We start from the raw sequence: 14099 nt of genomic DNA on the forward strand, positions 1-14099 counted from the left end.
GCACGACCGGGACATCCCGGTCGTGCCCCTCGGTCATGTGCTGCCCGCGTCCACAGGGGACGGATGCCCGTCCCCGGGAGCAACCGGACTCTCCGGTGCCCCCGCTACTCCTCCAGCGGGCCGAGGTCCGGGGTGTCGCACAGGTCGACGGCGGTCCGGGCGGTGGCGTGCAGTTCCAGGACCACCAGCTCGTTGGTGCCGGGACGCAGCACGGGTGCCGGGACGTAGAGGCGGCGCTGCGGGCCGCGGGACCAGTAGCGGCCCAGCGCGAAGCCGTTGACCCAGGCGTTGCCCTTGGTCCAGCCGGTCAGGTCGAGGAAGGTGTCCGCGGCGGCCTCCAGCTCGAAGGTGCCGCGGTGGAACGCGGGCCCCACGGGCTGCGGGGCGCCGGTGGCGAAGGCGAGCCCGGACAGGTCGTCCAGCGGCAGGGGCCTGCTGCGCCACCCGGTCAGCACGCTGCCGTTCGCCGTGACGGCGCCGGTCAGGCCCTTGCGGTCGTGGATGCCCTGGCCGTAGTTGACCCGGCCCTGGTTCTCGACCAGCACCGTCAGGGTCGCGCCTCCGGCCGGGACGGTGAGGGCCAGGGCGCTCTCGTGCTGCTCCCTCTCCAGGGTCCCGGCGGGGGTGCCGTCGAGGAAGACCTGGGCGCGGTCCTTGATCCCGTCGAAGTGCAGCAGGGTGGGGCCGGGTTCGGCGAGCTCGGTCTCGTACAGGACGAAGCCGAAGTCCTGGCCCAGCTCCTCCATGGTCAGCGGGCGGGGGCCGGCCACCGCCTCGCCCAGCCGGTCGGCGGAGCCGAGCAGGGGCGCGGTCCCGGTGAGCCGGACGCCGAGGAGGTTGAGCTTCTTCGACGGCTCGGGCAGGGGGCCGTCGGGGACGGCGGTGTGCCGGGCGAGGACGTCGCGGAAGGCGAGGTACTTGGGGGTGATGTCGCCGGCCTCGTCCAGGGGCGCGTCGTAGTCGTAGGAGGTGATCGTCGGCCGGTAGGTGTGCTTGTCGTTGGCGCCGTTGGTGAAGCCGAAGTTCGTGCCGCCGTGGAACATGTACAGGTTCACGCTGGCGCCGGCGGTGAGCAGGTCGTCGAGGTCGGCGGCGGCGCCGGCGGCGTCGCGGACGACGTGCACGCCACCCCAGCGGTCGAACCAGCCGTTCCAGAACTCGGTGCACATCAGGGGGCCTTCGGGCTGGTGCTCGCGCAGCGCCGCCAGGTTCTGCGCGGGCCGGCTGCCGAAGTTGACCGTGCTCAGGACGCCCGGGACGCTGCCGCGGGCGAGATCGGCCGGCTGGTCGCAGGTGAACAGCGGGACGTCGACACCCCTTTGGCGCAGCTTCGCCTCGAGATGCGTCAGGTAGACGGGGTCCTCGCCGTAGGCGCCGTACTCGTTCTCGACCTGCACGGCCAGGACGGGGCCGCCGTTGGTGGCGAGGTGGGGCGTGACGAGCGGCAGCAGCCGGTCGAGGAAGGCGTCCACGGCCTCCAGGTAGCGCGGGTCGGCGGTGCGCAGACGGATGTCGGGCGTGGCGAGCAGCCAGGAGGGCAGGCCGCCGCCCTCCCACTCGGCGCAGATGTACGGTCCGGGGCGCAGCAGGACGTGCAGCCCCTCGGCCTGGGCGAGCGCCAGGAAGGCGGGCAGGTCCAGGCCGCCGTCGGCGTGGAACTCGTCCGGCCGGGGCTGGTGGAGGTTCCACGGCACGTAGGTGTCGATGGTGTTCAGCCCGAGCAGGCGCGCCTTGCGCAGCCGGTCCCGCCACTGTTCGGGGTGGACACGGAAGTAGTGCAGGCCACCGGAGATGATGCGGAACGGCTCGCCGTCGAGGCGGAATTCGTTCCCTTCGGTCCGCAGTAGGGGCATGGCGGGGGCTCCTCCAGTGGAGTCGGGATCATGTGCGTGCGGTGCGGTCACGGGGTGTTCGCGGGCGGGTCCGCGAGGGAGGCCGGGGTGGGATGTTTGCGTTGCCATCGCGCAGCGCGGGAGCGATGGCGAGGTTCTGTCGGTTCACAGGTTCACGAGTTCACAGGTTGGAGATCACACGGTCGCGGTCAGCCGTCGGCGGGGGGCGGGGCGGTACTGCCGCGGACCACGAGCCTGGTGGGCACCAACGTGGTGCCCTGCTCCGCGACGTCGTCCCGGATCTGGCGCAGCACGCCCTCGACGCAGCGCCTGCCGACCTCGGCGAAGTCCTGGTGGATCGTCGTCAGGGGCGGCATGAAGGAGGCGGCCTCCGGGATGTCGTCGAACCCGACCACGCTCACGTCCTCCGGCACTCGCCTGCCGCGCTCGTTGAGGGCGCGCAGCACACCGAGGGCCATCTGGTCGTTGGCGACGAAGACCGCGGTGCAGTCGGGATCCGCCGCGATCCGCAGCCCGGCCTCGTAGCCGGACTCCGCCGACCAGTCACCGCGCAGCAGTCGCGGCACGTCACGGCCGGCGGATTCCAGGGCCTCCCGCCAGGCGCCGACCCGGCGTTCGGACGCGAATGACTCCTTGGGGCCCGCGACGTGCCACACCGTGCCGTGGCCGAGGTCCAGCAGATGCTCGACGGCCGCCCGCGCGCCACTGGCCTGGTCGGTGTCGACGACGCAGTACTGGTCGCCGGCGTCGGAGTCGACGACGACCACAGGGGCCGTCGGCGGCAGCGCCACGGTCATCGCGTCCAGGAGGTGAACCTCCATGATCATGACGATGCCGTCCACCGCGAGTTCGCCGAGCCGCGTGAAGGCACCGCGCACGCCGTCCTGCGTGGGCGCGGTGACCGGCAGCAGGGTGGTCGCGTACCCCTCGCGCGCGGCGGAGGACGCGACGGCCTCCAGGGTGCGCATGTTGCCCGTGCTGGACAGGCTGAAGAGAATGACGCCTATGGTGCGGAACTCACCGCTCTTCAGAGCCCGCGCCGCGCTGTTGGGGCGGTAGCCGAGCTGCTTCATCGCGGAGAGCACCTGCTGCCGGGTCTCCTCGAGGACGCCGGGAAAACCGTTGGAGACCCGGGAGACGGTCTGCGCGGAGACGCCCGCCAGCTTGGCGACGTCGGCCATCGACGCGCCGCGCCGTCGCCGCTGCGCGCCGGCCACCGAGTTCTGTCCGGTCCCGTCCACGTCCGTCGTACACCTCGTCACACGTCACAGCCGCTGGTTGGTCTGCAGTCTATGGGGGCGGAACGCCGGGATCGCCGGTCCGCGGGCCCCCAGGGGGGGCCGGCGCCGGCGTCCCGCGTCGCGGAACGGCCGGGCCGGCCAGGGGATGTGCCGGTCCGTCAGTTGCCGACGGTGAAGCCCTGGTCCTTGCCGTACTTCACCGAGGCGTCCTGCCAGGAGGCGAGGGCGTCGGGCAGCGGCGTGGAGGACACGTAGGCCTTGCCGACGGTGTCGTTGAAGATCGAGTTCGCGTAGACCTGGTAGGGCAGGTAGGACCAGCCGGGCACCACGTTCTTGGCCGACTCGGAGAAGACCTGGTTCGCCTTCTGACCGCCGAAGTAGGGGAACTCGGTGTTCAGGAAGGTGTCGGAGTTCAGGTCCGCGGTCGTGGCCGGGAAGGCTCCGCCCTTGATGCGGGCCTGGACACCCGCGTCCTTGTCCGCGTACTTCACGAAGGCGTAGGCGAGGGCCTTGTCCTTGCTCGCCTCCATCACCGCCAGCGAGCTGCCGCCGTTCTCCGCGCTGGCGGTCTGCCCGGCCTGCCACTGCGGCAGCGGGGCGGCACGCCAGTCACCCGAGGCGGAGGGAACGCCGGAGGAGAAGTTGGCGGGCATCCACGCACCGGTGTTGAGGGTCGCGATGGTGCCGTCCGCCAGCCCCTTGTACCACTGGTCGCTCCAGGAGCTGATCGGGGCGAGCAGCTTCTCCGAGATGAGCTTCTGCCAGACGGCGGTGAACTCCTTCGTGCCGGCGTCGGTGAAGTTCACCTTCACGTTGGTGCCGTCCACGGTGTACGGGTGACCGCCGGCCTGCCAGATCAGGCTGGTGACGAAGCCCGCGTCGCCGGTGTCGTTGGTGATGTACGCCTTGGGGTCGGCCTTGTGCAGCGCGCGGGCCGCGGTGAGGTACTCGTCCCAGGTGGTGGGCACCTTGATCTTGTACTTGTCGAGGACCTTCTTGTTGTAGAACATCGCCATCGGCCCGGAGTCCATGGGCAGCGCGTACACACCGTCGTTGATGGAGACGGCGTTCCACGGGCCGGGGGAGTACGCCTTGGACAGGTCCTTGGCGCCGTACGGGCTGAGGTCGGTGACGGACTTGCCGAGCGCGAACTGGCTCAGCGCGTAGTACTCGATCTGCGCCACGTCGGGGGCGCCCGAGCCGGCCTGGACCGCGTTCTGCAGCGCGGTGTACTGGTCGTTGCCGGTACCGGCGTTGACCAGCTTCACCTTGACCTTCGGGTACTTGGCCTGGAAGTCGCTGACCACCTGCTTCAGCGTCGGCTCCCATGCCCACACCGTCAGGGTGCCGCCCTTGTTGAGCGCCGCCTCGACGCTGCCGGCGTCGGCGGCCTTGGCCCCGGATCCGGAGTCGTCGGAGGAACCGCAGGCGGTCAGGGACAGGGCCGCCGCGCAGAGCACCGCGACCGCCTGCGCCGTGCGCCGAAGTGGCTTGTTCGTCATCGCATCTCACTTCGTTGTGGTGATGAACTGCGGCGTCGTCCGCCGGCCCACCGCAGGGGTGTGCCGGGGAGAGGCCCGCAGGGTGGACACGGCGCCTGCGCGGCGCCGGGTGATCATTCCTTGACGCTGCCGGCGGCGAGTCCGGACTGCCAGTAGCGCTGGAGGAAGAGGAAGGCCGCGATCAGCGGGACGATGGTCAGCAGCGACCCGGTGATCACGAGATTGAAGACCGGCTGCCCACCCGCGGTGGCGGCCTGGGCGTTCCAGGCGTTGAGCCCCAGGGTGAGGGGGTACCAATCGGGGTCCTTGATCATGATCAGCGGCAGGAAGTAGTTGTTCCACGTCGCGACCACGGTGAAGAGCAGGACGGTGACGATGCCCGGGGCGAGCAGGGGCAGGCTGATCCTGAAGAAGGTGCGGATCTCGCCCGAGCCGTCCACCCGGGCCGCCTCCAGCAGCTCGCCCGGGATCGCCTCGGAGGCGAAGACCCACATCAGGTAGAGGCCGAAGGGCGAGATCAGCGAGGGGACGATGACCGCCCACGGTGTGTTGGTCAGACCCATCTTGCTGAACATCAGGAACGTCGGCACGGCCAGCGCGGCACCCGGCACGGCGACCGCGCCGATCACCACCGCGAACACCGCCCGCTTGCCCGGGAAGTCGAACTTCGCCAGGCCGTAGCCGCCCAGCACGGCGAGGAAGGTCGCCCCGCCCGCGCCCACCGCCACGTACAGCAGGGTGTTCAGCAACCACCGCACGAAGATGTGGTCGTTGTAGGTGAGGGTCTGCTGGATGTTGTCCCACAGCGCGAAGTCGCCGCTGAACCACAGCCCGAAGGAGTCGAGCAGGTTCTTCTGCGTCTTCGTGGCGCTGATCAGCAGCCAGGCCAGCGGGATCAGGGCGTACACCGCGACGAGCGCGGTCAGCACGGTGAGCAGGACGTTGCGCCGGGGCCGGTCGGAGGAGCGCCGCCGGCTCGCGCCGCGCGCGGATGTCGCGGAACCGGAGTGCTGCCGTACGGGCGCGAGGGTGCTGGTGCTGGACTGGGCCATCGTCACGCCTCCTTCCGCATGCCGCGCAGCTGCACGACGTAGGCGACGATCATCGTGACCACTCCCATGACGATCGCGACCGTCGCGGCGTAGTTGTGCTGCTGGCCGGAGAAGGACAGCGAGTAGGTGTAGAGGTTCGGCGTGAAGTACGTCGTGATGGCGTTGGGCGCCAGGGACTTGAGGATGCTCGGCTCGTTGAACAGCTGGAAGCTGCCGATGACCGAGAAGATCGTCGCGATGACCAGCGCGCCGCGGATCGCGGGGATCTTGATGGCCGTGACGATCCGCAGCTGGGTCGCGCCGTCGATCTCGGCGGCCTCGTAGAGGGAGTGCGGGATCACCCGCAGGGCCGAGTAGAAGATCAGCATGTTGTAGCCGACGAACTCCCAGGTCACGATGTTGCCGATGCTCGCCAGCACGAGGCTGGGCGAGAGCGGGTTCGGCAGGGAGGTCCCGAACGTGTCGTTGATGTTGGCGACCAGGCCGAAGCGGTCGCCGTACATGAAGCCCCACATCAAGGTGGCCACGACGGCCGGGACCGCGTAGGGCAGGAAGATCGTGATGCGGAAGAAGTTCCGCCCGTGGAGCCGGCCGCTGTCCAGCGCCAGGGCGACGAACAGGGCGATGCCCAGCATGATCGGCACCTGGACGGCGAGGAACAGGGCGACGCGCCCCAGCCCGGACCAGAACTGGCTGTCCTGGAAGGCCTGCGTGTAGTTGTCGAGGCCGACGAACGAGGTGCCGCCGATGAGCCGGTCACGGAAGAGGCTCAGATAGATCGAGTAGCCGATCGGCGCGAGGAAGACCAGCGCAAAGAAGATCATGAATGGCGCCACGAAGCCCCATCCCAGCCAGCGTCGGCCCCTGGGTCCCCGGGGGGCCGCCCTGCCGGTACCGGACGGCGGCGATATGGCTGCCATGTTCCCATCCCTCACGTCGTCGTGCGGGGCCCCGCGTATGGACGGAGCCCCGGATGGTTGCGCAAACATCATCGGCCGCTCGGTCGCACGTTTACGCAAACATTTGGATGAGGGGATGTTGGCACCGGCTGTCGCGAGGCGTCAAGAGGTGTTCGGCGGTTATTCTCCGGCGTGTGGTGACGAACCCGTCCGCGCAGGCCGGCGCGGGGCCGGCCGCACGGATGCCGGTGTGAGGGCCGACGGGCCCGGGTCTTCCCGCAGTTCGCAGGGCACCGAGGCGTCGTGGCCGGGCCCCCGGGCTCCCGGCCGCGCGGTGCGCGATAGCATCGCCGGGTTGCCGTCCGGCCGGGGCGGCGACAGCGACGCGTGACACACCGGCCGGGCATCACGGCGTACCGTGCGACGACGGGGGCGGGAGCACTCCCGGCGACGCTCGTGTGCCGGCTCCCAGCGGCGTGCACGCCCGGTGGCCCATCGTGCCCTGGAGCTCGACCGTCCCGGCTCGGCGCACCGCGTCACCGCGGACGCACCCGGGCCTGGGGTCCGGCCCCCGATCGCCGGCCCGGGCAGTCGGCTCCTGTCCTTACTCCTTACTCCTCACTCCTTGCGACTGCCCCTGCAGGACGGTGACGTCGTGTCGCGGTGAAGTGCGCGCGGCTAGTGCAGGAGGTCGAGGTCGACGGCATCGGCCATCGCCTGCATGCCGGCCTCGTTGGGGTGGAGGTGGTCGCCGGAGTCATAGGCGGGGTCGAGCGTGGAGGGGTCGGAGGGGTCGGCGAGGGCCTTGTCGAAGTCGATGACGCCGTCGAAGGCACCGCCGGTGCGGATCCACTGGTTGGCCGCCTGCCGGATCGACTCGGCGGAGTCGCTGTAGTAGGTGTTGCCCCTGTCGGGGGGCATGGTGCCGCCGATGATCCGGACGCCCGCGGCGTGGGCCTGGCCGATCAGGTCGCGGTAGCCGTTGATGAGGTCCTGAGCGGTGAGCGGGCTGCCGCCGGGCACGGCGTTGTTGCCGATGTCGTTGATGCCCTCCATCAGGATCACGTCTCGTACTCCGGGCTGGCCGAGCGCGTCGTGGGCGAAGCGTTGGGTGGCGCTGATGCCCTGCCAGATGTTGGGGACGTCGGTCAGGACGCGGTTGCCGCCGAGGCCGGCGTTCACCACGCCCATCGGCCGGGTGCCGGCCAGCCGCCTGGCCAGGTCGTCGGGCCAGCGGTGGTACACCCCCGGCGGGGTGTTGTAGCCGTCGGTGATGGAGTCGCCGAAGGCGACGACGGTGCCGCGGGCGTCGGGGGAGATGACGTCCAGCCCGGAGAGGTAGTACCAGGAAGTGGTGGCCGCGATGTAGTTGCCGTCCGCCGTGTCCGCGGTGTGGTCGCCCGCCGTGGACAGGTAGGTGGTGTCGAACGCGTCGGAGTGCCAGGTGGCGGAACTCGTGGCGTTCGGGAGATAGATGCTGACCAGGATGCTGTGGTCGGCGGACACGGCCATGGGCACCGGGTCGCTGACGGCCTCGGATCCGGCGGCGATGGTCAGCGAGGTGCGGTGGGCGAAGGTGACCGAGTGCTGGGTGCCGGGGACGGCGGTGGCACGGTCCGCCTGCGCGGCCACGTTCGTGGCCCGGACGGTGAGCGGAGTGGTGCCGCGCAGGTTGGACAGGTGGATACGCAGTCCGTGCCCGTTGACGCTGGAGTGGACGACCATCCTGATGGTGCGGTTGGCGAAGTTCGGGCCGCCGACGGTCATGCTGGGCGACCAGGCCGACACCTGCCGGCCGGAGGGCGCTCGACTGCCCGCGGCAGGTGCGGCCGGCGCGGCGACCATCAGGACGATCATGGCTGCGGCCACCGTCGCCGGCACCGGCATGGTTCTTGCCTTGAGGAGGAACATTGTCTGCCCTTCTTCGAACGACGACGACCGGTCAGCTCAGGGTGAAGCCGTCGACCAGGAGGTAGGCGCCGCTGACCTTGGTGAGTGTGAGCGTGTGCGGGCCGCCGGTCAGGCCCGACACCGTGTACACGCTCTGCCGGGCGTGCCGCTGCGGGCTGTTCGCGCTGACCGTCCCCTTCGGGGTCCCGTCGAGGGTGATGCCGATGTCGCCCTCGTCGGAGTTGGTCTCGGTGAGGAAGGTGATGCCGGTGCCGGTGAAGGAGATCGTCGTGGTGGCACCGTCCTGCTGGGCGTAGTGCACGCCGTCGTCGAGGTCCCCGTCGCCGCGGGACCCGCTGGAGGACCATGTGCCGGTGTACGACACCCGCAGGTCGTCGTCGTCGACCGTCGCCCCGGGCAGGGTGCCGGGCCCCGCCGCCTTGACGATCGCCTGCGCCGCCGCCGGCCAGGTGCCGTCGGTCACGACGGTGGCCTGCTGGAACGTGATGTCCGTGCCGCTGTTGTTGTAGGAGGCGGTGTCGCTGTAGTTGTCGTGGATCGCGTTGTCATGGATGCTCGGCGTCCACAGGTTCGTCCAGAGCGACCCGTTGCTGAAGCGCACCACGTTGTCGTGGGTGTTCCACTGCGAGCTGCCCTCGTCGTGGTAGATCATGTTGCATCCGTCGATGCACTCCGACAGCACGTTCCCGTCGAACTCCGAAGGCGATGAAAGGCCACCGAGGGTGTAGATCGGACCGCCGTCGAACAGTGCGCCCATCACGCTGTGCACATGGTTGCCGACGATGTGCTGGCCGCCGGCGTAGGTGGTGCCGTGGGCGCACGGGGTGGGCAGGCCCTGCTTGGCCTGGAGGGCGCAGTCCGAGGCCCAGCCCCAGCCCCAGCCGATGGAGATGCCGGAGTAGGGCGTGTAGCCGACGTCGTTGTGCGACAAGGTGGTGCCGCGGCTGTACCCGACCCAGATGCCGACCGCGTCGGCGTACTCCTGGCCGGGGAACTGCACGACGCTCCGGGAGACGGTGTTGCCGCTGGTCATCAGCGCCGGATCGGTCTGGTAGTAGTCGTCGACCTCGCCGATGGCGACGCCGATTCCGGCCGTGTCGGTGAGGGTGCTCGCGGTCACCGCGGAGTCCTGGGTCTGGTCGGCCAGGTCGATGCCGCTGGTGCCGGTGTGCGTGACGGTGTCGCCCTCGAAGGTGATCCGCTGTCCGCGGTGCACCTGAACGGCGGCCGGGATACGGGCCGGGGTGCGTGTGGTCGGGTCCCAGACGACACCGGCCTGGTTGTCCACGTAGCCCTCGGCGGTGGGGGCGGTCCAGGCGGTGCCGGAGAAGGTGATGCCCGAGAAGGTGACATCGTGCACCGGTGCGATCGCGTCCGGGATCACCGTGAAGCCGTCCACCAGCAGGTAGGACCCGCCGGTCTTGACCACGCGCAGGGTGTGGGTGCCCTTGGGCAGCCCGGTGACCGAGACCATGGCCTGCTGGGCGAGCCGCACCGGCCCGTTTCCGGAGACCGTGGACGTCTTCTTGCCGTCGATGTAGACGTCCGCGCTGCCTTCGTCGTCGTTGGTCTCCGAGAGCATCTGGATCCCGGTGCCGTTGAAGGTGTAGCTGACGGCGTCGCCGTCGTTGGAGGTGTAGTGCACGTCCGCGTTCATGTCACCGAGGGGCCGGCCGTTGGAGTAGGCCCATGAGCCGGTGTAGACCGCGCGCCAGTCGGTGTCGTTCAGCGGCGCGAGGTGGCCGGGAGTGCCCGACAGGTCCACCAGTTGTGATGCCACGGGCAGTTCGACGTCGGCCGTGGCCGGATTCTCGCCCGGCCGTGGCACGTAGTAGAGGTTGCCGGCGTTCTGGTCGATGTAGAACTGGCCGGGGGTGCCCAGGAGTTGGTAGGCGTTCTCCAGCCAGGTGATGCCGTCGAGCGTGGGCAGCCCGGCACCGTTGAAGGGGAAGCCCGGGTCGGGCACCGAGGTGTGGTTGTTGCTCCAGCACGCGGGATCCACGGTCAGGTCCGAACCGCCCGACGCCGACGCCCTGATGGAGGCGAGCGGACAGCGCATCTGCTTCCAGCCGCTGTTGCGCACGACCTCGACCCGGGCGGGGTCGGTCCAGGTGGTGTACGACGCGTCGGCGGTGGTGAAGCCGGTGGAGGTGGGGGTGAACCCGGACGGGTCGCGTGGGCCCCGGTCGCGTTCGGCCCGCACCCCGTTGACGAACAGTTCGCGGGCGGCCGTGCCCGCGGGCACCTTGGCGCGGTAGATGTTCCTGCCCGCGTCGACCTTGCTGAACCCGGTGACCTTGACGGCGCCGGTGAGCACCGGGGTCTGTCCGGCGGCCGCCCGGTACACCACCGGGTGGCCGGGCCGTCCGGAGTCCTGGGGCCCGAGTCGGAAAGGGCCGGTGAGCCGGTAGGTGCCGCCCCGCAGTTCGACGACGACGTCCCCCGTGGCACCGGGAACCAGCGGCCTGGCCCGGTCCCGCGCGGTGTCCAGCGTGCACGGACTGAGCGCCGTGCAGGCGGTCCCGTGCCCGTCGGGCGCGACGTGCAGCACATCGGTGTGCGAAGCGGCCTCGACCGGACCGGCGCTGGACACACCGAAGGCGGCGGCGACGGCCACAAGACATGCAACAACAGCCCTGCGCATGACAGTTCTCCAGACGGCGGGCGACAGAGGTGGGCCAGACGTCCCATGAATGTACGGGACAACCCCCCTGCTTCCTAGATCTCGTCCGTCTTTTCCGTGAGGAGATCGGACCTTTGGCCGGCCCGCTCGGGCGAGGCCCTACCGGGCTCCGTCGACACCCACCATCAGCCGGGCAGCCGCCCGCGACGTCAAGGGACGGGGGACCGGCCCGCGGGTCCGGTGCATGCGCAAGTCCGGCGACGGACCGCAGGGCGCGGCCGAGGCGCGGGCGGGCCGCGTCGTAGCGCCCCCGGCGGCGGAGATCATGAGTGGCCGGGAACCGCTGTGACCGGGCAAGTGGCGCGTTAGAGTTCGCCGTTCCGTCACTTCGGCAACACCTGGATGTCACATGCTCAGACGCATACGCGGCGCCGCGACCGCGCTGCTTCCCGCCGTGCTGGGGCTTTCCCTGTTCACTCCGGCTCCGGCATCCGCCGAGGTCGTCACGGCGGGGAACCTCACCGCGTACTTCAACTACCCCACGCCCAACGGGGCGTACGACACCACCATCTCCGACGGCGCCGCCGGCCTCATCGACCTCGCCGACTCGGGCACCATCCGGATGGGGATGTTCTGGCTCAACTCCGCGACCATCCAGGACAAGCTGATCGCCGCACAGGCGCGTGGCATCACCGTGAAGGTCGTCGTGGAGGGCAGTGTCTCCGGGGCCCTGAGCAACTTCGCCTCCCGGCTCACCGGGAACAGCACACTGACGGTGTGCGACCACAGCTGCCTCGGCAACGGCCCAGGGAACGAGTCGGCGATCGATCACGACAAGTACATGGTGCTGGACTCGCTGTCCGACGGCCGCAAGAACGTCGTCTGGCAGACCTCGCAGAACATGGCCGGCGGACAGGACGGCGAGGTCAACAACGCGATCGTGGTGTCCGACGACGCCACCTTGGCCGACCGCTACCGCGCGCACCAGGCCGACCAGATCAAGCACGCCGGCGACTCGCTCCACACCAAGTACACCTACGCGACCGGGAATCCCGCCGCGTCCGTGGAGGCGTTCTTCTTTCCCCGCGACACCGCGTCCGACGCCGCGCACTACGGGAACTCCGACATCCTGGCCTCCTTCATCGACCAGGTGGACTGCAGCCGCGAGGGACGCATCCGGATCTCCTCCGCCGAGCTCGACCAGCGCGCCACCCGCCCGGCGATCTACGCGTCCCTGGAACGCAAGAAGGCCGACGGCTGCGCGATCGACACGAACAGCCGTGACTTCAGCGACGGCGGGGACAACCGCGGCATCAACGAGCTCACCGGGCTCGACATCCCCGCGTACGGGGCGCGGCCCGGCGGCTGCCGGTACAAGCCCGCCGCCGGGGCGTCGTGCAACCGCGGAACCGTCCACTCCAAGTACCTGCTGACCGAGTGGAAGACGGCAGACGGCACGCAGGTCCAGCACGTGTACACCGGCTCGCACAACTGGACCCAGGGCTCCCTGGCCCGCAACGACGAGACGCTGCTGCGCATCGACGACCCGGCGATCTACCAGGCGTACGTCGCCAACTTCACCAGTGTGCGGGCCGGTCTCGTCGACATCGACACCGCCAAGTACGGCCGTACCGCCCAGCACTACTCGCGGGTCAACGTGACCGCCGACGGCGACCAGCACTACAGCGCCGTCGCCTCGGGTGGCACCTCCGGTGCCACCTACACCGCCGTGGTGTACGAGAGCGGCGACCGGCACGACGCCTCGGACCCCGAACTGGGCACCGACGTGTACATCCGTATGTACAAGGACGGCGTGCCGCTGTGGGACGAGAAGAAGCTCAGCAACAGCGGGACGGCGGGCAACGCCACGTGGTCGCACCAGAAGCCCGACGTGGGCGTGGACGACAACGGCAACGCGGTCGTGGTGTGGACGGTCGACGACGACGGCAACAAGTACGGCGACATCGCCGTCCGCAAGGTGACGCCGGCCGGTACGGTGACCACCCTGCCCCGCCCGCACGCCTCCGGTGACGGGGACCAGCTCCGTCCGACGGTCGCGGTGTCCGGCGACGGCAGTTATGCCGTGGCCTGGGAGAGCAGCGCCGACGGCGCGACGCTCAACCAGGTATTCGCCGGCAGCTGGGACGCCGCGGGCACTCAGCGCTACCGCGACGTGCAGGTCAGCACGATCAACGCCGGAGCGGCAGGTTCCAACCGGCGGCCCGATGTGGCGATCGACGCGTCGGGCAACGCCGCGATCGTCTGGGAGGAGGACGCCGACGGCAACGGCGGGCTCAACATCGGCCTCGCCGAACTCACCCCGACCGGGACGTTCGAGCTGACCCGCCGGGTGGCCAACACCCTCACCGACGGCCAGCAGACCAAGCCCGCCGTGGCGCTGACCGCCGACGGACGACCGGTCGCCGCGTGGACCGACGAGTACACCACCGGGACCGGCACGCCGGTCCGTCCGCAGCGCGTGTACCACCGGATCTGGTCCGCCACGGGCACGGCGCTCGCCGCCGAGCAGCGCACCACCCCCGACGGCACCGCCAGTGGCCCCTACGTCGACGCCGACCGGCCCATCGGCGCGCAGGCCGACGCCGATGTGGCGGCGGCCGACGACGGCACCTTCGTGGTGGCGTGGAAGGAGACGTTCGTCGACGGCTTCGACGACGTGTGGGCGCGCGGCTTCAACGCGGACGGCACGACCACCGGCCGGCTCGCCGCCACCCGTATGAACGTGGTCACCGGAGGAGGCCAGGGCGGCCCGGCCGTGGCGGTCGCGCCCAGTGGCCGGCTCGCCCTGACGTACTCCGACGACTACGACCAGAACCTGCACAACGAGCTGCGGCTGCGCGACGCGTTCCGCAACGCGTAGCCCGTACTGCGTGGCCCTGCCCCGCCGCCTGCGCCGTGCCGCCGGGCGTCCCCGCCGGGGGGCGCCCGGCGCGCGACGGGGCAGTCGCGCCCTGTCCGGAGCGCGCGTCGGCTTGATGCGGTTGAGTAGCCGTACTC

At 70.3% G+C, this 14099-nt stretch carries 8 protein-coding genes; 1 reads left to right on the forward strand and 7 read right to left on the reverse strand.

Translation table 11 applies throughout. The features are described from left to right. Positions 1 to 104 precede the first annotated feature (104 nt). The 7 genes from ACIP98_RS31520 to ACIP98_RS31550 form a co-directional block, all read right to left on the reverse strand. Positions 105 to 1853: a beta-galactosidase family protein gene (locus ACIP98_RS31520; RefSeq protein ID WP_401979126.1), complete on the reverse strand. Its 1749-nt coding sequence runs from the start codon at positions 1851 to 1853 to the stop codon at positions 105 to 107. A gap of 188 nt (positions 1854 to 2041) precedes the next feature. Next, on the reverse strand, positions 2042 to 3034 hold the full coding sequence (locus ACIP98_RS31525; RefSeq protein WP_319662481.1) for a LacI family DNA-binding transcriptional regulator: 993 nt from the start codon (positions 3032 to 3034) through the stop codon (positions 2042 to 2044). A gap of 218 nt (positions 3035 to 3252) precedes the next feature. Next, complete coding sequence (locus ACIP98_RS31530; RefSeq protein WP_319662311.1) at positions 3253 to 4596, reverse strand: sugar ABC transporter substrate-binding protein; 1344 nt, start codon at positions 4594 to 4596, stop codon at positions 3253 to 3255. Positions 4597 to 4709: 113 nt separating this feature from the next. Next, positions 4710 to 5648 (reverse strand): carbohydrate ABC transporter permease, encoded by a 939-nt coding sequence (locus ACIP98_RS31535; protein WP_319662310.1) that lies wholly within the window; start codon positions 5646 to 5648, stop codon positions 4710 to 4712. Between the two features lie 2 nt (positions 5649 to 5650). Continuing rightward, on the reverse strand, positions 5651 to 6568 hold the full coding sequence (locus ACIP98_RS31540; RefSeq protein WP_319662309.1) for a sugar ABC transporter permease: 918 nt from the start codon (positions 6566 to 6568) through the stop codon (positions 5651 to 5653). A 657-nt stretch (positions 6569 to 7225) separates the two neighbouring features. Next, a complete protein-coding gene (locus ACIP98_RS31545) occupies positions 7226 to 8458 on the reverse strand; it encodes an SGNH/GDSL hydrolase family protein (RefSeq protein WP_401979128.1) in 1233 nt (410 codons plus the stop codon). Positions 8459 to 8489: 31 nt separating this feature from the next. Further along, positions 8490 to 11075, reverse strand: coding sequence for a hypothetical protein (locus ACIP98_RS31550; protein ID WP_401979129.1), 2586 nt, complete (start codon positions 11073 to 11075; stop codon positions 8490 to 8492). Positions 11076 to 11490: 415 nt separating this feature from the next. On the opposite strand from ACIP98_RS31550, the gene ACIP98_RS31555 reads away from it, so the two are divergent. Continuing rightward, on the forward strand, positions 11491 to 13962 hold the full coding sequence (locus ACIP98_RS31555; protein ID WP_401979130.1) for a phosphatidylserine/phosphatidylglycerophosphate/cardiolipin synthase family protein: 2472 nt from the start codon (positions 11491 to 11493) through the stop codon (positions 13960 to 13962). The last annotated feature ends 137 nt before the right edge of the window (positions 13963 to 14099 follow it).

It is taken from the genome of Streptomyces sp. NPDC088354 (genome assembly GCF_044753585.1).
Lineage (GTDB): Bacteria > Actinomycetota > Actinomycetes > Streptomycetales > Streptomycetaceae > Actinacidiphila.